This is a genomic window from Acidovorax sp. GW821-FHT10A04 (assembly GCF_059415825.1).
The window spans coordinates 388250-406280 of record NZ_JBWKNZ010000004.1; the positions used below are offsets into that span (position 1 = coordinate 388250).

Sequence of the window (18031 nt, forward strand, 5' to 3'; positions counted from 1 at the left end):
GATCACGCGGCCTGGGCGCGCAGGTACCGGTACACGGTATTGCGCGACACGCCCAGCGCACGCGCCACGGCCGACACATTGCCGCCCTGCGCGGCCAGGGCCTGGGCGATGGCCGCGGCGGTGATGGCCTGCAGGGGCTGCGCAGCCGGTGCCGCTGCAGGCCCCGGGGGCATGGCGGCAACCTCTTCGCACGCTTCCAGAAAATCCTCGGGCAGGTGCTCGCGCCGGATGACCGTATCGCCCTCGGCCATCAGCGCCGCCGTGCGCAGCACATTGGTCAGCTGGCGCAGGTTGCCCGGCCAGGCGCAGCGCGCGAAAAGATCCATGACCTCGGGGCGCACGGGCAGCGGTGGTGAGCCGCCCTCGGCGCCCGCCTGCAGGATGCGCTGCACGATGGCCGCCAGGTCGCTGCGCTCGCGCAGCGCGGGCAGGCGCACCACCAGGCCGTTCAGGCGGTAGTACAGGTCCTGGCGGAAGCTGCCCTCGGCCATCATCTCGCGCAGGTTGCGGTGGGTGGCGCAGACCACCTGGATGTCCACTTCGACCTGGCGCGTGCCGCCCAACGGAGCCACGCTGCGCTCCTGCAGCACGCGCAGCAGGCGGGCCTGCAGGGCCAGGGGCATGTCGCCGATCTCGTCGAGGAACAAGGTGCCGCCATGGGCCTGCACGATCTTGGCCGGGCTGCCCTTGCGCCGCGCGCCGGTGAAGGCGCCCTCCTCGTAGCCGAACAGCTCCGACTCGATCAGCGACTCGGGAATGGATGCGCAGTTGACCGCAACGAAGGGCGCCTGCCGGCGCGGCCCGTCGTGGTGGATGGCGCGGGCCAGCAGTTCCTTGCCGGTGCCGGTCTCGCCCTGGATCAAGGTGGCGATATCGCGGCCCAACAGCTTGGTGACGCGGGCTATGGCCAGGGCCAGCGCGGGGTCGCCGGTGTTGAGGTAGCGCAGGCCCGAGAGCCCGGAGGATCGGGCGGCGCCGCGCGCGGGTTCGGCCGGCCGGCTGGCGACCCATAGCCGCTCGGCCTGGGGCCGGTAGGCGGGCCGTGCCATCACCGTCACGCCGCCCGGCAGGCGCAGCGTGAGCAGCGCGGTGGGGTCCCTGCGGCTGTGGTCGAGCACCTGCCCCAGGTCGATACCGAACAGCGAGCCGAAGGTATGGGCCTGCAGCGCGCTGTGCGACAGGCCCAGCTGGAACTGGCCGCTGCGGTTGGCCGAGAGAAAGCGCCCGTCGGGGCTGAAAGCGGCCAGGCCCTCGACCAGCGTGCCCAGGAACTCCGGCCGGGCATGGAAGTGCAGGCGCACCGCGTCTTCGTGCACCTGGTTCCAGAGGTGGTTTTCCACCATCTGGGCGGACATGCGCACCAGGGCCATGGTGTGCTTGCTCTGGCTTCGGTGGTCGCCGCTCACGTCCAGCGCGCCCAGCGCCCTGCCCTGCGGGTCCAGGATGGGCACGCACGAACAGGTGAGGAACTGGTTGGCGCGCAGGTAGTGCTGGCCGGCATGCACCTGCACAGCCTGGCCCAGGGCCAGCGCGGTGCCGATGGCATTGGTGCCCTTGCGCTCCTCGGTCCACACCCCGCCGGGGCGCAGGGCCACGCGGTCGGCCCGGGCCACGAAATCGTCGTCGCCCAGGGCGTGCAGGATGACGCCTTCGGGATCGGTCAGCAGCACCATGCTGTGGGTGCCCGCGATCTGGTGGTAGAGCGTCTCCATCACCGGCAGCGCATGGTCGGCCAGGGTGCGGTTGCGCTGCAACGCACAGCGCAGGTCGGCGCTGGCCAGGGGCATGGCATCCATGGCGTCCTGCGCGCGCAGGCCGAAGGCGGCCGAACGCGCATGGGCGTGGGGGATCAGGTCGCGCGGCGCCGCCAGGGCGGTTGGCTCCAGGTGCATGGGTTTGTCTCCTTGCGGCCGGGGCAGTCAGCGCTGCCCGGCATTTGGAGAAACCTTAGCACGCCCAGCTTGGCGCCAGCTTGCACGGCAAGCCGGCGCAAGGGGTTTTCAAGCGAGTGCCTGCGCGAAATCCGCCTGCAGGTCTTCGAACTCTTCGAGCCCCAGCGACAGGCGGATCATGCCGTCGCCAATGCCCATGTTGGCGCGCACGGCCGGGCCTGCCTCCCAGAAGATGGTGTGCGCCACCGGGATGATGAGCGTGCGCGTGTCGGCCAGGCCCGTGGCCTTGATCGGCAGTTGCAAGCGGTTGCAAAAAGCCAGGCATTGGTCGGCATCGCGCAGCTCGAAGGCCAGCAGCCACGAGCCCGCCTTGAAGTGCTTGCGCGCAATCGCGTGCTGCGGGTGCGATTCGAGCATGGGGTAGTGCACGCGGGCAATCGCCGGGTGCTGCTCCAGCCACCGGGCCAGGGCCAGGGCCGTGGCGCTGGTGCGATCCATGCGCAGGGCCAGGGTCTCGGCACCCAGCGCCAGCTGGTGCGCAGCCTGCGACGAAAGCATGCCGCCCATGTCGCGCAGGCCCTTCTTGCGGATCTGCTGCAGGCCCCAGCCCTTGGCGTCGCCCTTGCGGTAGGGCGCGAAGATGTTGGGGTAGCTGCTCCAGTCGAACAGGCCGGTGTCGGTGACCGCACCGCCCAGGGCATCGCCCAGGCCGCCGATGCTCTTGGTCAGCGAGTTGACGACCAGGCCCGCACCCACAGTGACGGGGCGGAACAGGTAGGGCGAGGCCACGGTGTTGTCCACCACGTAGAGCAGGCCGCGTTCCTTGCACAGCGTGCCGATGGCTTCGAGGTCGGGGATCTGCGTGCCGGGGTTGGCAATGGTCTCCACGAACACCATGCGTGTGTTGGGGCGCACGGCGGCCGCGACCTGGGCCGCATCGGTCACGTCCACCGTGGTCACCTCGATGCCCAGGTCGGCCAGGGTGCCAAACACGCTGTTGGTGTTGCCGAAGACGAATTGGCTGGCCAGCAGGTGGTCACCCGCCTTGAGCAGGGTGAGGAACACAGCGCAGACGGCCGCCATGCCGGTGGAGAACACGATGCTGCCCTGGCCACGCTCCATCTGCGTGACCTTGGCCTCCAGCGCCGCCGTGGTGGGCGTGCCCTGGCGGGCGTAGTTGAAGCCGCCCTTGAGCGTGCCCTGGAACACGCCGATCAGGTCTTCCACCTTGTCGTAGCCGTACTGCACCGAGGTGTGGATGGGTTGGTGCACCGCGCCGTATTCGGTACCGGCCAGGCGGTCGGCATGCACGATCTCGGTGGTGAACTGGCGGGTGGGCTTGTCGTTGCTGCTGCTCATGGGAATGCGGGCTTGCTCTGCGGAACGGGGAAAGGAAAATGCTCAATCAGCGCTCGGGCGCTATCTGCTCGGCGTAATCGTACAGCGCGCCGAGGATGTCCTGGGTGCGGTCGTCGTCGGCGGTCTCCGAAAGGTTATCGATCTCGGTGAACAGCTGCTCCACCGTGCGGGCGCCGCCGGCCCCGTCGAACAGGCAGGCAGCGCGGTGCTTCTCCCAGCGCTCCTGCTCTTCGGGCGTGAGCGTCTGGGGGAAGTTGCGCGCACGGTAGCGCCAGACCAGCTCCTTCAGGCGCGGGTCGTCGAACGACAGGCGCGTGCGCGCCAGCTTCTCGCCGCTCATGGCGCGCATGTCGGTGAGCTGGCGGCGGTCACCGTTGCCCACGAAGCCGCCGTACAGGTCCTGGTCCACGTCGGGCGTGGGCTCTTCGGGGCGGGCGAACACCTGGGGCCAGATGCCACTCATGTCGGGCAGCACGCGCGCGATCTCGGCGTGCTGCGCGGCCTGGGGCAGGTCCATGTTCCAGTGCCTAGCGCGCTCGGCCGTGAGGGTGTTCACATTGCCCACCACCATGGGCGACTTGTTCAAATGGATGGTCTTGATGGGCAGGCGCGTGACGCCCTCGGGCAGGTCGGCCGCACGCGAGAACATGCGCAGGCGGATCTCCTCCACGCCCATGCTGGCCAGCGGCGTCGGGTCGTGCGCCAGGTCCCAGGCGATCAGCTCGTTCTTGTTGGTCGGGTGGCTGGCCAGCGGCCACATCACGGCCAGGCAGCCGCGCTCCACCGGGAACATGCCCGACACGTGCAGGAAGGGCTTGGCCGTGATGGCCGTGGCCGGCAGGCGCAGCTCGGCGGCCACGCGGTCCTTCTTGTGCAGGCTGAGCGCGAAGTCGAAGAGCTTGGTGTTGTGCTGGCGGATGAGGCGTGCCAGGGCGATGGTGGCGCGCACGTCCGACAGGGCATCGTGCGCGGCCTCGTGCAGCAGGCCGTTGGCCTTGGACAGGTGCTCAAGCTTGAAGCTCGGCGCGCCGTCTTCCTTCTTGGGCCAGGTGATGCCGTCCGGGCGCAGGGCGTACGTCATGCGCACCACGTCGAGCAGGTCCCAGCGGCCGCACTGGTTCTGCCACTCGCGCGCATAGGGGTCGATCAGGTTGCGCCAGAACATGAAGCGCGTGATCTCGTCGTCGAAGCGGATGGTGTTGTAGCCCACGCCGATGGTGCCGGGGCGCGCCAGCTCGGCCTCGATGCGGGCGGCAAAGGCATGCTCGGGCATGCCCTGCTCCAGGCACTGCTGGGGCGTGATGCCGGTGATCAGGCACGACACCGGGTCGGGCAGGTAGTCGCTGGCGGGCTGGCAGAAGATGTTCAGCGGCTCGCCGATCTCGTTGAGGTCGGCATCGGTGCGGATGGCGGCGAACTGCGCGGGCCGGTCGCGCCGCGTGTTGGCCCCGAAGGTTTCGTAGTCGTGCCAGAGAAAGGTATGCATGAAATGAAATTGCTACGGTCAGAAACACCAGAACCCGCAAGTATGCCGGGCACGGGACAATGGGGAATGCCCATTTCGCTTGCCCCCCATTTTGCCCGCCGCGTCCTGCATGCCGCACCCCGCCCCGCCCTGACTGCTTTGGCCATGGCCTGCGCACTCGCCTTGCCAGGCTGCGCCACACCGCCCGCGCCCATCCCGCCTGCAGCGGCGCCCGCGCCACGGCCGCCCGTTGCACCGGTGGCACCCGCCCCGGTCACCAGCCCCACGCCCCAGGATACCGAGCAGGCAGGTTTTGCCGCCTGGATCGCCGGCTTCTCGCGCGAGGCCCTGGCCGCCGGCATCCGGCCGGCCACCGTGCAGCAGGTGCTGGCCCATGCCACACTGCAGCCGCGCGTGATCGAGCTCGACCGCGCCCAGCCCGAATTCAACCGCACGCCCTGGGCCTACCTCGACAGTGCGGTATCGGCCCAGCGCATCGCCCAGGGCCAGGCCAAGCGGGCCGAGCACCAGGCGGCCATCGACGCGGCCGCCACGCGCTACGGCGTGCCCTCCTCCATCATCACCGCCATCTGGGGCATGGAGAGCAACTACGGCAGCAACTTCGGCAACTTCCGCGCGGTGGATGCGCTGGCCACGCTCGGCTTCGAGGGCCGCCGTGCGGCCTGGGCGCGCAGCGAATTGCTGGCGGCCCTGCGCATCCTGGACCAGGGCGACATCAGCGACGAGCGCATGGTGGGCTCCTGGGCCGGCGCCATGGGCAACACGCAGTTCCTGCCCTCGGTCTTTCTGGCCTATGCGGTCGATGCCGATGGCGACGGCCACCGCGATATCTGGGGCAGCATCCCGGATGTGGCGGCCTCCACCGCCAACTTCCTCGCGCGCATGGGCTGGCAGGCCGGCCAGCCCTGGGGCGTGGAGGTGCGGCTGCCGCCGGACTTCGACTACGCGCGCGCCGAGCAGAACGTGCGCCAGACGGCGGCGCAATGGGCCGCCGAGGGCGTGCAGGGGGTGGACGGCCAGCCCCTGCCCGCTCTGGACGCCGCGTCCATCGCCACGCCGGCCGGCGCGCGCGGTCCGGACTTCCTGGTGGGGCAGAACTTCCGCACCATCCTGCGCTACAACAACTCGGTGAGCTATGCGCTGGCCGTGGGCCTGCTGGCGCGCCAGATCGATGGCGGCAGTGGCGTAGCCGGTGCCTGGCCGCGCGACCTCGCTCCCCTGTCGCGCAGCCAGATGCAGCAGTTGCAGGCGCAGCTCAACCATCGCGGCTTCAACGCCGGAACCCCCGATGGCGTGATGGGCCCGGCCACGCGTGCCGGGCTGCGCCAGTACCAGCAGAGCGTGGGGATGGTGGCCGATGGCTACCCGACCACCGAGCTGCTGCAGCGGCTGGCTGCGCCCTGATGCGAAGGCCCTGCCCCGCGGGTCACTCGGCCAGGAAGGCACACCTGCGCGAATGCTGCGCGATGAGCCAGGCCCGCGGATCCTTGGCCGACCCGCGCGTGGCGATGTTCAACGCGCCTTGGCCTGCACGGTCTGGCTGATCCCCACCTCGCGCGCCACATAGGCGTACTGGCGGCTGTGGATGTCGGCCACGGCCCAGGCGCTGGCCTTCACCTGCCCGGCGGCGGTGCATTTGGAGACCCGGGGGTCGGGTCCGGAGCTGGCCGTCACGGCCTGCATGAGCGTGGACACATGCGGTTGCTTGGCCTTCTCGAGCTCCCAATAGCCTGCAGAGCTGTAGGCCTTGCGCAGCATCTCGGCCTGCTGCTCCTGCGACCAGCCGCGCGTGGCCCCGCTGGCCTTGAGCTGGGATTCCAGGCGCGCCCGGTTGCGCAGCGGCCCATCACCCACGGTCTTGAGCGCGGCATCGATCTCGGCCTGCGCGGCGGTGAACCGGGCCCCCACGCTGCATTCGGTCGGGCTCGCATGCGCGGCCCATGCCAGGGTGGATCCCAGCAGCAGCAACGATGCGGTGAATCGGGTCAGTGCCATGGTATCGGTGCCTCGGCGAAAGAAGGGTCCGCGCAGGAGCGGGCGAATCGCCCAATGTAGCGCGCACTCCACGCGGCGCCAAGGCCCGGCAGGCCCCAGGGGTCGCATACCGCGGCCGGGTGATGCGCAAACCAGACACTCCCGCCGGCCAGCCCGGTCCATGGGGGCTTGCGTTGGCCCGCCCTGCGCGGTCGCCCGCCAGGCCGTAACATGCCGCCTTTGCCCTGCGCTGCTGCCCATGCCCCTGCTCGACCCCGCACTGATCCGCGACTGGCACGCCCATGTCTACTTCGACGCCGAGAGCCGCGACACGGCCTGGGCACTGCGCGAGACCATCGCGCGCGAACTGGCGGGCCGGGTGGAGATCGGCCGTTTCCACGAGCGGCCCGTGGGCCCGCACCCGGTGTGGAGCTACCAGCTCGCGTTCGGCCCGGCCGACTTCACCCACGTGCTGGGCTGGCTGGCACTCAACCACGGCGCGCTCGACGTGTTCGCCCACCCCAACACCGGTGACGGCCTGCGCGACCACCGCGATTGCGCCCTCTGGCTCGGGCACTCGCACACGCTGAACCTGGCGGGCTTTACCGGCTGAGCGAGCCCGGTCCATGAAAAAAGCCCACCGGGTGGTGGGCTTGGGCTGGCTGCAGCACCGCTGGACGGTGCGGCGCCGGGGAGGATCAGCGTTCCAAGGCCAGGGACACGCCCATGCCGCCGCCGATGCACAGCGCAGCCACGCCCTTCTTGGCGTCGCGGCGCTGCATTTCGTGCAGCAGGGTCACCAGGATGCGGCAACCCGATGCACCGATGGGGTGGCCGATGGCGATGGCGCCACCGTTGACGTTGACCTTGGCCGGATCGATCTCCAGCTCCTTGTTCACGGCGCAGGCCTGGGCGGCGAAGGCTTCGTTGAGCTCGAACAGGTCCACATCGGCGGCACTCCAGCCGGCGCGCTGCAAGGCCTTGCGCGTGGCCGACACCGGGCCCATGCCCATGGTGGCGGGGTCCAGGCCGGTGGTGCCGAAGGAGGCGATGCGCGCCAGAGGCTTGAGGCCCAGGGCCGCGGCCTTCTTGGCGCTCATGACCACCACGGCGGCGGCGCCGTCGTTCAGGCCCGAGGCATTGCCTGCCGTCACGCTGCCGGCCTTGTCGAAGGCGGGGCGCAGGCCGGCCAGGGCTTCGGCATTGGTCTTGCGGTTGAGGTACTCGTCGGTGTTGAAGAAGATCGGGTCGCCCTTCTTCTGCGCCAGGGCCACGTCCACGATCTCGTAGGCGAACTTGCCGGCGTCCTGCGCGGCGGCGGCCTTGAGCTGGCTGTTCAGGGCCAGGGCGTCCTGCTGCTCGCGGGTGATGCTGTACTGCTTGGCCACGTTCTCGGCCGTGATGCCCATGTGGTACTGGTTGTACACGTCCCACAGGCCGTCCACGATCATGGTGTCGACCAGCTTCCAGTCGCCCATGCGCTGGCCATCGCGCGAACCGGGCAGCACGTGGGGTGCCAGGCTCATGCTTTCCTGGCCGCCGGCCACCACGATCTCGCTGTCGCCCCAGGCCACGGCCTGGGCCGCCAGCATCACGGCCTTGAGGCCAGAGCCGCAGACGGCGTTGATGGTGAGCGCAGGCGTCTCCTGCGCCACACCGGCCTTCATCGACGCCTGGCGCGCGGGGTTCTGGCCCACGCCGGCCGTCAGCACCTGGCCCATGATGACCTCACCCACCTGGCCGGCCGACAGGCCGGCGCGCGTGATGGCTTCGCGGATCACGATCGAGCCCAGCTCGGTCGCGGGCACCTTTGCCAGTGCGCCGCCAAACTTGCCCACCGCGGTACGGGTGGCCGAAACGATGACGATGTCTTCCATGGAATGTCCTTCTTTTCTGGAGGTGGATGTCTTGGGTTGGATTGTCTCAGGTCAGCCGGTCACGCCTTCTGCTGGACATAGCGGCCGGGGGCCGGCTCGATGGCCTTGAACTTCGTGCCCTTGCCATAGCCCTTGGGCGCGGCGACCTGCTTGCCGGCATGGCCCTTGAGCCAGGCGGACCAGTCAGTCCACCAACTGCCGGGGTGTTCGGTGGCACCTTGCAGCCATTGGTCGAGCGTGCCGGGGAACTTGCCGTCGGCACGGATCCAGTGGCTGCGCTTGCCCTTGGCGGGCGGGTTGATGACGCCCGCGATGTGGCCCGAGGCCCCCATCACGAAGCGCTTCTTGCCCGGCAGCACCTGGGTCGAGGCATAGGCCGCCGTGGCGGGCACGATGTGGTCCTCGCGCGAGCCGTAAATGTAGGTGGGCAGCGTGAGCTGGCCGAGGTCCATCTTCTCGCCGCAGACGGTGAGCTTGCCGGGTTTGACGAGGTTGTTCTCGAGGTAGAAGTTGCGCAGGTACCAGGCGTAGAACGGCCCGGGCAGGTTGGTGCTGTCGCTGTTCCAGTACAGCAGGTCGAACGGCGGCGGCGTCTCGCCCTTGAGGTAGTTGCCCACCACGTAGTTCCACACCAGGTCGTTGGGGCGCAGAAAGCTGAAGGTCGAGGCCAGGTCCTGGCCCTTCATCATGCCGCCGCTGCCCATCTCCATCTCGCGGTACTTCACAAAGTTCTCGTCGATGAAGACGTCGAGGATGCCGGTGTCGGTGAAGTCGATCAGCGTGGTCAGGAAGGTGGCACTGGCCACGGGCTCGTCACCGCGCGCGGCCAGCACGGCCAGCGCATTGGAGAGGATGGTGCCGCCCACGCAGAAGCCGAGCGCATTGATCTGGTCGGCACCGGTGATGTTCTGCACCACGTCGATGGCCGCGATGGCGCCGTCTTCGACATAGTTGTCCCAGGTCTTCTTGGCCAGGGCGTCGTCGGGGTTGCGCCAGCTCACCACGAAGGTGCGGTGGCCTTCGCTCACCGCATAGCGGATCAGCGAGTTCTCGGGCTGCAGGTCGAGGATGTAGAACTTGTTGATGCACGGCGGCACCAGCAGGAAGGGGCGCTCGTAGACCTTGGCCGTGAGGGGCTTGTACTCGAGCAGCTGGAACAGCTCGTTCTCGAACACCACCGCACCCTCGGTGGTGGCCACGTTGCGGCCGACCTCGAACAGGCTTTCGTCGGTCATCGAGACATGGCCCTGCTTCAAGTCGTGCAGCAGGTTCTGCATGCCCTTGGCGATGCTTTCGCCCTTGGTCTCGATGGCCTTTTTCTGCGCTTCGGCGTTGAAGGCCAGGAAATTGCTGGGCGCCATGGCCGCCATCCACTGCTCCACGCCGAAGCGGATGCGCGCACGGGTCTTCTCGTCGGCTTCTACCGCATCGGCCAGGCCCATCAGCGTGCGGGCATTGAGCAGGTAGGCCGCGGCCGAGAAGGCGGCCACGGGGTTGGCGGCCCAGCCTTCACCGGCAAAGCGCTTGTCCTTGACCTCGGGCTTGCCCTGCAGGCCCTGGGCCCACAAGGCCTTGGCCTCTTCCAGGTATTGCTGCTGCAGGGCCTGCAGCTTGGCAGGCGACAATTGCACAACCGCCGGGGCAGCGGTGCCCGTGGGGGCACCCAGGTCCATTTTCTGGAAGGATTGGACGGCCTGTGCCCAACCTTGACCGAAAATCTGCTGGAACTGCTGGGCGCTCTGGTCCCAGATAGATTCTGAACTCATCCCGTCTCCTATCCCTGTCATGGTGTTCCGGCATCTCGGTGACCTGATTGTTGCCCACCCTGCAGGGGCTGGCAACCCGCAATCCTGTGAAGGGCTGTCAACAACCCCGATCACGCAAACACAATGTACCTGATCGTCATCGCCTGGCTTTACGTCACCCTCATGATGGCCGTGGCCGAAGCCACCAACACCACGGGCACGGTGCTCGGTGCCATCGTCACCTTCGTGCTCTACGGGCTGCTGCCCATGGGTATCCTGGTCTACATCCTGGGCACGCCCTCGCGCAAGCGAGCGCTCAAGCAGCGCGAGCAGGCAGAGCAGGCCGCCTGGGATGCCGAGCAGGCCGCGCAGCGGGCGGCGCAGAAGGACTCAGCCGCGCCAGATGCAGGCGGCGAAACGCCCGCTGCCCCCGAGGACGGCGGTGTCGCGCCGGTGCGAAAAGAACCGTGAGGCATTGCCCACGGTGCACCACGACGCCGTACCGTCGTTGCCGTAGACACCATTGATCCCCAGCGCCGCCAGGCGCAGCCGGGCCAGGCCCGCGAGGTCAGCCAGGAACTTGCCCCCGGGCCCGGCCACGAAGCAGGCCTCGGCAGCCGGATCCTGGTCGCAGAATGCGGCGCGCACCTCCGCCCCCACCTCGAAGGCCGAGGGCCCGATGCAGGGCCCGAGCCAGGCGATGACCTCGGCCGCAGGCGCGCACTGCTCCGCCAGGCTTTTCACGGTGGATTCGAGCACGCCCAAGCCCGCCTTGCCTGCCAAACCACGCCAGCCGGCATGGGCGGCTGCCACCACGCTGCCCGAGCGGTGGGCAAACAGCACGGGCAGGCAATCGGCCACCATGATGGTGCACACGGCACCGGGCACGCTGGCCAGGCAGGCGTCGGCCGCAGTGGCGTCGGGCGTGGCGGTGTCGATCACGGCGACATCGGTGCCATGCACCTGGTTCAAGAAGACGGCGCGCGCGCCAGCGGTGCGCTGCTGCAGCACGGACTGCAGCACCTGTCGGTTGGCCTGCACGGCCACCGCGTCGTCGCCCACATGGGCGCCCAGGTTCAATCGGTCGTAAGGGGCAGCGCTCACGCCGCCGGCACGGGTGGTGCACAGCGCATGCACGCCAGGCGGCGCAGGCCAGTCGGGCACCAGCCAGTCGGCCGGCATCGAAGCATCCATGGGGAGCAATCAGGCGCCGGAGGTGCCTGCGGGGTCCTGGTGCTGGTAGACGACCTTGGTCAGCAGGGCCATCAGGACGGTGCGCTCCTCGGCATTCAGGGGGCCCATCAGGCGCTCCTGCACGCGCTGGGCGGCGTCGCGCATCTGCAGCGCGGCGGTTTCGCCCTCGGGGGTGATCCACAGCAGCTTGCGGCGCCGGTCGCGGGTGTCGGCCTCGCGGCGCACCCAGCCGCGCTTTTCGAGCCGGCCGATGACCGAGCCCGAGGTGGCGGCATCGAAGGCCACGCGCGCGGCCAGGGTGACCTGGTCCTCGCCCGGCTGGGCCAGCAGCTCGTGCAGGATGGCAAACTGCACCGGGGTCACGTCGAACCCGGCCGTCTCCTCCATGAAAAGCGCCACGGTCCGCTGGTGCGCGCGGCGCACCAGGTGGCCCGGCGTATTGTGGAAATCGAAGCTCTTTGCCATGGGCGCGAGTGTAGCGCCCCCGCCCCGGCGCCCCGCCACGGCCCTGCCTGGTTTGCCTGCAGGTGGCCCGGGAGCGTGGCACACTGCCAACAGGTACGGTGATGCACAGGCATGGCACCACGGCACCCCCCAACATTCCCCGAAAGGCAGAACATGAGCTATGTGTTTTCTCCCGCTCCGGTGGCCAGCGTCCCCGTGGTGGGCAGCAGCGACCGCTTTCCCGTGCACCGCATCTACTGCGTGGGCCGCAACTACGAAGAGCACGCCAAGGAAATGGGCTTCACCGGCCGCGAGCCGCCCTTCTTCTTCATGAAGCCGGCCGACGCCATCGTCGTCGTCGATGCCGGCCAGACCGGCGAGCTGCCCTACCCCAGCCTCACGGCCAACCTGCACCACGAGATCGAACTGGTGGTGGCCATCGGCAAGGGCGGCAAGGACATCAAGGCCGCCGACGCCTTCTCGCACATCTACGGCTACGCCACGGGCCTGGACATGACGCGCCGCGACCTGCAGAACGACATGAAGAAGCAGGGCCGCCCCTGGTGCATCGGCAAGGGCTTCGACGCCAGCGCCCCCATCGGCCCCATCACACCCGCGGCCCAGGCCGGCGACGTGGCGCAGGCTGGCATCTGGCTGCAGGTCAATGGCACAGACAAGCAGCGCAGCACCGTGGCCCAGCTGATCTGGAACATTGCCGAGACCATCGAGCACCTGTCGGCCGCCTGGGAGCTGCAGCCCGGCGACCTGATCTACACGGGCACGCCCGAAGGCGTGGGCGCCGTGGTGCGCGGCGACACGCTCGAAGGCGGCGTGGACGGCCTCACGGGGATCAAGCTCAAGGTGGTCTGATACGGATTTGCATTCGATCGTATAACTAGGCGGGAGCCGCAGACAGTGCTGCAGCACGGCAAGGCAAACCAACGAAGTTATACGGTTGAAGGCAAATCCGGATGAACCCTGCGCTCCCGCAAACGGGGCGCCAAGAGACGGGGCGAGGCATGCCATTGCGGCGGGCCTTGCCCTTTTTTCATGCCCCTGCGCACTGCTAAGTGTCCAGTAAGAGAGGCGAAATTAGGATCGCGTCCGTGGCGGCCAATGGGCCCGCCACGGAACTTCGATCCAAGCCTCCTGGAGCACGCGATGCCAAACCCGTTGTCCCGCCCCTTGCTGTCGAGCCGCACCGGGCTCGCCATGCTTGCGCTGATCACTGCGGCCCTCTCGACGGGATGCGCCACCACGGCGCACAGCCAAGACCCGCTCGAGCCCGTCAACCGCACGGTCTTTTCCCTCAATGACGGCCTGGACCGGGCCGTCTTCCAGCCCACAGCCAAGGCCTACCAGAAGGTGGTGCCGCCCGTGGTGCAGACGGGGGTTTCCAACTTCTTCGCCAACCTGCAGACCCCATGGTCGTCGGCCAACCTGCTGTTCCAGGGGCGAGCGCGCGAGGGCGCGTCCACCATCGCGCGGTTCGGCATCAACACCACCGTCGGGGTGCTGGGCGTGGTGGATGTGGCCACCGGCTGGGGCATGCCGCAGCGCTCCGAGGACTTCGGCCTCACGCTGGACACCTGGGGCGTGGGATCGGGCCCGTACGTGGTGCTGCCGATCTTCGGCCCCTCCAATGTCCGGGACGTGCTTTCCCTGCCCGTGGACAGCCTGGGCAGCCTGCAGGCCAGCGACGTCGCCGTGCGCAACAGCCTGACCGCCCTGCAGATGGCGAGCAAGCGTGCCGATCTGCTGGAGATGACCCGCATGCTCGACCAGGCCGCGCTGGACAAGTACGCGATGGTGCGCGATGCCCATCTCAAGCGGCGCAACCGCTCCGCTGCACCGACCGAGACACAGGGCGCCCTTCCCGCCGAAGACCCCGCGGACGGCGAGCGCCTGGTGCGCTGACGCGGCAGGCGGCCCTGCGTGCCCGGGTGGATCCGGACACGCCGCAGGCCGCCCGATCCGCTGGCTGCCGATCCCCTTCCTCCACCCACCCCCACCCTGAGCCCCGGAGCATCGCTGCGCCGGGTGCGGCCGCCGCATGCCCATTCCTCCCCTTCCTGCCATGGCGCACATCCGCCGTCCCCAGTCCGCCGGTGCGGCGATGGCCTTCCTGCTGGCCATCCGGATCGATGCGCCCCTGGTGCGCCTGGCCCACGCCCACAGCACACCCGCGCTGGACCAGACCTTCGATGCCTTGAGCCAGCTGGCCAGCGCCGAGTTGGCGACGGCCGTGGCCCTGGGGCTGTACCTCCTCGGTCACCGGTCCCTGGCCCAGGGGCCGTTGCACACCCGGGCCGGGGGCGAGCGCTTGGTTCGCAGCGGCGTGCTGCTGCTGTTCACCCTGCTGAGCGGTGGAGTCCTCACCTGGCTCCTCAAGCACCTGGCGGCACGGGCGCGCCCGCAGTTGCTGATCGATCACGGGTTCAATGGCTTCGGCCTGCCCTTCGCGGGCCACCCCTTCAACTCCTTTCCCTCCAGCCACGCGTTCACGGCCTTTGCCGTCGCGGCCGTGGCGACCAGGCTCCAGCCCGCCTGGCGCTGGCCCGTGCTGGCGCTCGCCCTGGCCGCCGCGGCCTGCAGGGTGCTCACGCTGGAGCACTACCCCTCGGACGTGCTGTTCTCCGCGATGATCGGCTATGGCTGCGCCCATTTCTGGGCGGCACGCACCCTGGACACACACGCCGACTGGCCACTGCACCGCCCCTGGAACCGCCGCACCAACCGCGCCTGACACCCCAAAAGGAACCCCACCATGCCATCCGCCATCCTGGCCCCCCTGCATTCGAGAATTCCGGCCCAGGTGCTGGCCCGGGGACTTGCCGCCGCCGCGCTGCACGGCCTGACCATGGCGGCCCTGCTGCAGGCCGGCGCCCACCCCTGGCTGGCCAGCGGCCTGGGCTTTGCCGGCGGGCTCGCCGCCAACCATGGGCTGCAAAGGGGTTACCTGCTGCGCCACCACGAGCCGCCGGGCCGTGCGCTCAGCCGCTACATCGCCAACACCAGCGTGCTCTGGGGGTTGCACCTGTTCCTCTTCGGCCTGTTGACCGGCGTAGCGGGCACCCCGGTGGTCGGCGCCCAGGTGGCCAGCAGCGCGCTTGCGGCGGGCCTGGGCCTGTGTTTCCTCGCCGGGCCGCGCCGCTATGGGCCGGTCTGACCCACTGCCAGGCGCAGCCGCAGGCCGGGCCCGGCCGGCTCGGCCGTGAGGGAGCCGCCATGCGCCAGCGCAATCTCCTGGCAGATGGCCAGGCCCAGCCCCGCGCCCAGGTCGCGCCGGTGGGCGCCGCGCCAAAAGCGCGCGAACAGCAGCGGCAACTGCTCGGCCTGCACCCCCGGGCCGTGGTCGCGCACCGTGAGGGCATGGGCCTCGATGCCCACGTCCACCGTGCTGCCTGCGGGTGCATGCTCGATGGCGTTCTCCAGCAGGTTCTTGAGCAAGGTGAACAGGGCGCCGTGGTCGGCTGTCCAGCACAGGTCGGCGCCGGTGCTGGACACGGCCATATGCACACCGGCCGCCTCGGCCCGGCGCTGCAGGTAGGCCACGGCCTCGTGCGCGATCTCTTCCACGCGGACCATGCCGAACTGGTAGTTGTGTGTCTCGCTGGCCTCGGCCAACAGCAGCAGTTGCTGCACCTGGCGCGACATGTAGGCCACGTCGCGCAGCAGCGCATCGCGGCTGCCGCCCCCGCCACCCGGCTCCAGCTCGATCTGCGCGCGGATCAGCGCCAGCGGGGTCTTGAGTTCGTGCGCTGCATTGGCCAGGAACTCCTGCTGCACGCGGTAGCCCTGCTCCACGCGCTCGAGCACGCGGTTGAAGCTTTCCACCAGCGGCCCGACCTCTGCCGGCACGGCCCCGGTGTCCAGGCGCGCGTGCAGCGAGCGCGGCGAGATCGCCGCCGCCGACTCCGACACCTCGCGCAGGGGCCTCAAGGTGTAGCGCAGCGTGATGAAGGCACCCAGCCCAAAGACGGCCAGCAGCACCAGGCTGAATGCCAGGATGCCACCGGCCACCAACGGTATGGCCACGCGGTGCAGCAGCGTCATGAACCGGTTGCTGGCCGCCATCTGGAAGTACCAGGTCGCCCCGCCGCGTTCAAGGCGCTGCGTCATGCCATGCATGACCACGCCTTCGCGCTCGAAGTCGAAGGCGCCGGGCGCCAGCCGGTCCAGGTCACCGCCCTGGGGCCAGAACTGTGCACCGGCGGGCGACAGCAAGGCCACCTTGCCCGCGCTGTCAAGAACGCGGTAGGCCGTCTCGCGCCCCAGGCTGTCGAACACCCAGGCCAGGTTGCCCACGTCGTGGTCCTCGTCATCGACCTGCAGGTCCACGGGCCGGCCCGCACCGTCGAACAGGATCCTGCCAGCCATCTCCTCTGCCGCATCGGCCAGGTCCAGGCGCGCCAGGAAGGTTCCCTGCAGCACCACCACGGCCACCGCCACGAGCAGGGCGATGCTCAGCGCCATGCCCGCCAGGTAGGCGAGCATGAGCTTGGTACCCAGGCTATTGAGCCGGATCATCTTCGCGAAGCGCATAGCCGAGCCCCCGTACGTTGACGATGCGCTGCACCGAGCCGATGGCCAGCAGCTTGCGCCGCATGCGGTGCAGCGCCACGTCCAGTGCATTCGGCGTCACGGCCTCGCCCACGCCCCAGCCCGCGGCCTCCAGCGCGCCGCGGCGCACGGTATCGCCATGGCGGCGCACCAACAGCAGCATCATCTGCATCTCGGCCGGGGCCAGGGTCACGGCCTCCTCGCCGCAGCCCATGGTGCCCTCGGCGGTGCGCAGCACCACGTCACCGGCCTGCGGGTCCAGCGTGCGGTGCTCCGCCGGCCGGCGCAGCAGCGCGCGCACGCGGGCCACCATCTCGTCCATGGCAAAGGGCTTGGGCAGGTAGTCGTCGGCGCCGGCCTCCAGGCCCTCCACCCGGTCGCGCAGCGCATCGCGCGCGGTGAGCACCAGGCAGGGCACGCCCAGGCCGGCCTTGCGCATGCGCTGCAGCAGGGCCAGACCATCGCCGTCGGGCAGGCCCCGGTCGAGCACCATGGCCTGGTAGGGCACCTGTGCCAGGGCCGCCCAGGCGGCGTCGCCGCGGTCCACCACGTCCACGGCCACGCCGTTGGCCGCCAGGCCCTTGCTGATCAGGCCGGCCAGGCGCTCATGGTCTTCCACCAGAAGGATGCGGCTCATCGAAATCGGTACATATAGCCCAGGATGACATTGCTCTCGCTGGAACGGTCGACCAACGGGCTGTTCTTGATGCCCGCGTGCAGGCGCGTCACGCCCACGTCGACGAACAGCGAGTGCTGGCGATCGAACAGGTACATGCCGCGCAGCGCGAGTTCGGTGTTCACGCCCGATGCTCCCTGGTAGGCCGCGCGCCCCGCCCGGGCCTCGCCGGCACGCACGCCATGGTAATAGTCCACGGTCTTGCGGTCCTGCCAGGTGGCCACCAGGCGCGGGCTCAGCATGAGCTGCGGGCCCAGGCGAAAGGAGCGCTCGACCCCCAGGCTGAACTGCTGGCCCTTGCTGTGGCCCGAGGCATCGGCCGTCCAGCGTGCGGACAGGTTGGCCAGGTCATTCTCCCACCTCACCTGGCCGCCGAGCCAGAAGCCGCCCTCGCGCTCGGCCATGCCAGCCAGGAAGGGCGAATCCTTGGCCTCGTAGCCCGAGCCATCGTACTTGCCGATGAGACCGAAGGAAAGGCGCTGCGTATCGCTGATGCGCAGCCCGGGCAGCTTGAGCTCCGCCCCCGGCCCCATGATCTTGAGGTACTGGTTCTCGTACTGCAGCAGCGGCAGCGCCTTGGTGTCCCGGTCCATGCCCCGGTAGGCCTGCTGCTTGCTCGCCAAACCCAGGCCCAGCCCCCAGGAAGAGCCTTCGGGCTCCCCCGGCTTCCCCTGGGCCAGGGCCTGGATCGGGAAGACCAGCGCGGCCGCGGCGATGGCGGCAGCAAGGCCTGCCGATGGAACGGCACCTGCCTGGAAGCGGGAGGCGAAGGTGGGGGATGCATGCATGAACGGTTCCCTGGTGGAAGTTGGAAGGCCGCC

General features: G+C 69.4%; 18 protein-coding genes. 7 read left to right on the forward strand and 11 right to left on the reverse strand.

Annotated elements, in window-relative coordinates; genetic code table 11:
- Positions 1-2: 2 nt before the first annotated feature.
- The 3 genes from AC07PF_RS12020 to sbcB all read right to left on the reverse strand — a co-directional run bounded on the left by AC07PF_RS12020 (position 3) and on the right by sbcB (position 4737).
- Complete coding sequence (locus AC07PF_RS12020; protein ID WP_494611984.1) at positions 3-1892, reverse strand: sigma-54-dependent Fis family transcriptional regulator; 1890 nt, start codon at positions 1890-1892, stop codon at positions 3-5.
- A 108-nt stretch (positions 1893-2000) separates the two neighbouring features.
- Positions 2001-3251 (reverse strand): cystathionine gamma-synthase family protein, encoded by a 1251-nt coding sequence (locus tag AC07PF_RS12025; RefSeq protein ID WP_494611985.1) that lies wholly within the window; start codon positions 3249-3251, stop codon positions 2001-2003.
- 46 nt (positions 3252-3297) lie between these two features.
- On the reverse strand, positions 3298-4737 hold the full coding sequence (gene sbcB / locus AC07PF_RS12030) for an exodeoxyribonuclease I (RefSeq protein WP_494611986.1): 1440 nt from the start codon (positions 4735-4737) through the stop codon (positions 3298-3300).
- 66 nt (positions 4738-4803) lie between these two features.
- Here sbcB and AC07PF_RS12035 point away from each other — a divergent pair, with 66 nt between their 5' ends.
- Entirely contained in the window at positions 4804-6141 is a 1338-nt protein-coding gene (locus AC07PF_RS12035) for a lytic murein transglycosylase (protein WP_494611987.1), read from the forward strand.
- 108 nt (positions 6142-6249) lie between these two features.
- On the opposite strand, the gene AC07PF_RS12040 is transcribed toward AC07PF_RS12035, so the two are convergent.
- Entirely contained in the window at positions 6250-6732 is a 483-nt protein-coding gene (locus AC07PF_RS12040) for a hypothetical protein (protein ID WP_494611988.1), read from the reverse strand.
- A gap of 238 nt (positions 6733-6970) precedes the next feature.
- Between AC07PF_RS12040 and AC07PF_RS12045 the strand changes: the two genes are divergently transcribed.
- Positions 6971-7324 carry a DOPA 4,5-dioxygenase family protein gene (locus AC07PF_RS12045; protein WP_494611989.1) on the forward strand — a complete coding sequence of 118 codons (354 nt, stop codon included), beginning with the start codon at positions 6971-6973 and terminating at the stop codon, positions 7322-7324.
- An 85-nt stretch (positions 7325-7409) separates the two neighbouring features.
- Here AC07PF_RS12045 and AC07PF_RS12050 read toward each other — a convergent pair whose 3' ends face one another.
- Positions 7410-8588, reverse strand: coding sequence for an acetyl-CoA C-acetyltransferase (locus AC07PF_RS12050; RefSeq protein ID WP_007858892.1), 1179 nt, complete (start codon positions 8586-8588; stop codon positions 7410-7412).
- A gap of 59 nt (positions 8589-8647) precedes the next feature.
- Positions 8648-10354: a class I poly(R)-hydroxyalkanoic acid synthase gene (locus tag AC07PF_RS12055; RefSeq protein WP_145696461.1), complete on the reverse strand. Its 1707-nt coding sequence runs from the start codon at positions 10352-10354 to the stop codon at positions 8648-8650.
- Positions 10355-10477: 123 nt separating this feature from the next.
- On the opposite strand from AC07PF_RS12055, the gene AC07PF_RS12060 reads away from it, so the two are divergent.
- Positions 10478-10804, forward strand: a complete 327-nt coding sequence (locus AC07PF_RS12060) for a hypothetical protein (protein WP_494611990.1) — start codon at positions 10478-10480, stop codon at positions 10802-10804.
- Here AC07PF_RS12060 and pgeF read toward each other — a convergent pair.
- Positions 10724-11527 carry a peptidoglycan editing factor PgeF gene (pgeF, locus tag AC07PF_RS12065; RefSeq protein WP_494611991.1) on the reverse strand — a complete coding sequence of 268 codons (804 nt, stop codon included), beginning with the start codon at positions 11525-11527 and terminating at the stop codon, positions 10724-10726. The two genes, AC07PF_RS12060 and pgeF, sit on opposite strands and share 81 nt — an antisense overlap.
- A 9-nt stretch (positions 11528-11536) precedes the next feature.
- A complete protein-coding gene (locus tag AC07PF_RS12070) occupies positions 11537-11992 on the reverse strand; it encodes a MarR family winged helix-turn-helix transcriptional regulator (RefSeq protein WP_494611992.1) in 456 nt (151 codons plus the stop codon).
- Between the two features lie 153 nt (positions 11993-12145).
- On the opposite strand from AC07PF_RS12070, the gene AC07PF_RS12075 reads away from it, so the two are divergent.
- The 4 genes from AC07PF_RS12075 (at position 12146) to AC07PF_RS12090 (ending at position 15140) form a co-directional block, all read left to right on the forward strand.
- On the forward strand, positions 12146-12841 hold the full coding sequence (locus AC07PF_RS12075) for a fumarylacetoacetate hydrolase family protein (protein ID WP_494611993.1): 696 nt from the start codon (positions 12146-12148) through the stop codon (positions 12839-12841).
- 291 nt (positions 12842-13132) lie between these two features.
- Entirely contained in the window at positions 13133-13888 is a 756-nt protein-coding gene (locus tag AC07PF_RS12080; protein WP_494611994.1) for an MlaA family lipoprotein, read from the forward strand.
- 160 nt (positions 13889-14048) lie between these two features.
- Entirely contained in the window at positions 14049-14717 is a 669-nt protein-coding gene (locus AC07PF_RS12085; protein ID WP_494611995.1) for a phosphatase PAP2 family protein, read from the forward strand.
- Positions 14718-14738: 21 nt separating this feature from the next.
- Entirely contained in the window at positions 14739-15140 is a 402-nt protein-coding gene (locus AC07PF_RS12090) for a hypothetical protein (protein ID WP_494611996.1), read from the forward strand.
- Here AC07PF_RS12090 and AC07PF_RS12095 read toward each other — a convergent pair.
- The 3 genes from AC07PF_RS12095 to AC07PF_RS12105 are packed head-to-tail and all read right to left on the reverse strand — an operon-like array spanning position 15125 to position 17998.
- Positions 15125-16516 carry a sensor histidine kinase gene (locus AC07PF_RS12095; RefSeq protein ID WP_494611997.1) on the reverse strand — a complete coding sequence of 464 codons (1392 nt, stop codon included), beginning with the start codon at positions 16514-16516 and terminating at the stop codon, positions 15125-15127. The genes AC07PF_RS12090 and AC07PF_RS12095 overlap by 16 nt on opposite strands.
- Positions 16485-17171, reverse strand: a complete 687-nt coding sequence (locus AC07PF_RS12100; protein ID WP_494611998.1) for a response regulator transcription factor — start codon at positions 17169-17171, stop codon at positions 16485-16487. Before AC07PF_RS12100 ends, AC07PF_RS12095 begins: the two co-directional genes overlap by 32 nt.
- Positions 17168-17998: a MipA/OmpV family protein gene (locus AC07PF_RS12105; protein WP_494611999.1), complete on the reverse strand. Its 831-nt coding sequence runs from the start codon at positions 17996-17998 to the stop codon at positions 17168-17170. Before AC07PF_RS12105 ends, AC07PF_RS12100 begins: the two co-directional genes overlap by 4 nt.
- Positions 17999-18031 lie beyond the last annotated feature (33 nt).

Coding starts and splice junctions, on each gene's coding strand:
- AC07PF_RS12070 (WP_494611992.1), bottom strand. CDS start 11,992: ATGGCAAAGAGCTTCGATTTCCACAATACGCCGGGCCACCTGGTGCGC.
- AC07PF_RS12075 (WP_494611993.1), top strand. CDS start 12,146: ATGAGCTATGTGTTTTCTCCCGCTCCGGTGGCCAGCGTCCCCGTGGTG.
- AC07PF_RS12050 (WP_007858892.1), bottom strand. CDS start 8,588: ATGGAAGACATCGTCATCGTTTCGGCCACCCGTACCGCGGTGGGCAAG.
- AC07PF_RS12060 (WP_494611990.1), top strand. CDS start 10,478: ATGTACCTGATCGTCATCGCCTGGCTTTACGTCACCCTCATGATGGCC.
- AC07PF_RS12090 (WP_494611996.1), top strand. CDS start 14,739: ATGCCATCCGCCATCCTGGCCCCCCTGCATTCGAGAATTCCGGCCCAG.
- AC07PF_RS12080 (WP_494611994.1), top strand. CDS start 13,133: ATGCCAAACCCGTTGTCCCGCCCCTTGCTGTCGAGCCGCACCGGGCTC.
- pgeF (WP_494611991.1), bottom strand. CDS start 11,527: ATGGATGCTTCGATGCCGGCCGACTGGCTGGTGCCCGACTGGCCTGCG.
- sbcB (WP_494611986.1), bottom strand. CDS start 4,737: ATGCATACCTTTCTCTGGCACGACTACGAAACCTTCGGGGCCAACACG.
- AC07PF_RS12095 (WP_494611997.1), bottom strand. CDS start 16,516: ATGCGCTTCGCGAAGATGATCCGGCTCAATAGCCTGGGTACCAAGCTC.
- AC07PF_RS12020 (WP_494611984.1), bottom strand. CDS start 1,892: ATGCACCTGGAGCCAACCGCCCTGGCGGCGCCGCGCGACCTGATCCCC.
- AC07PF_RS12045 (WP_494611989.1), top strand. CDS start 6,971: ATGCCCCTGCTCGACCCCGCACTGATCCGCGACTGGCACGCCCATGTC.
- AC07PF_RS12040 (WP_494611988.1), bottom strand. CDS start 6,732: ATGGCACTGACCCGATTCACCGCATCGTTGCTGCTGCTGGGATCCACC.
- AC07PF_RS12085 (WP_494611995.1), top strand. CDS start 14,049: ATGGCGCACATCCGCCGTCCCCAGTCCGCCGGTGCGGCGATGGCCTTC.
- AC07PF_RS12025 (WP_494611985.1), bottom strand. CDS start 3,251: ATGAGCAGCAGCAACGACAAGCCCACCCGCCAGTTCACCACCGAGATC.
- AC07PF_RS12100 (WP_494611998.1), bottom strand. CDS start 17,171: ATGAGCCGCATCCTTCTGGTGGAAGACCATGAGCGCCTGGCCGGCCTG.
- AC07PF_RS12105 (WP_494611999.1), bottom strand. CDS start 17,998: ATGCATGCATCCCCCACCTTCGCCTCCCGCTTCCAGGCAGGTGCCGTT.
- AC07PF_RS12035 (WP_494611987.1), top strand. CDS start 4,804: ATGCCCATTTCGCTTGCCCCCCATTTTGCCCGCCGCGTCCTGCATGCC.
- AC07PF_RS12055 (WP_145696461.1), bottom strand. CDS start 10,354: ATGAGTTCAGAATCTATCTGGGACCAGAGCGCCCAGCAGTTCCAGCAG.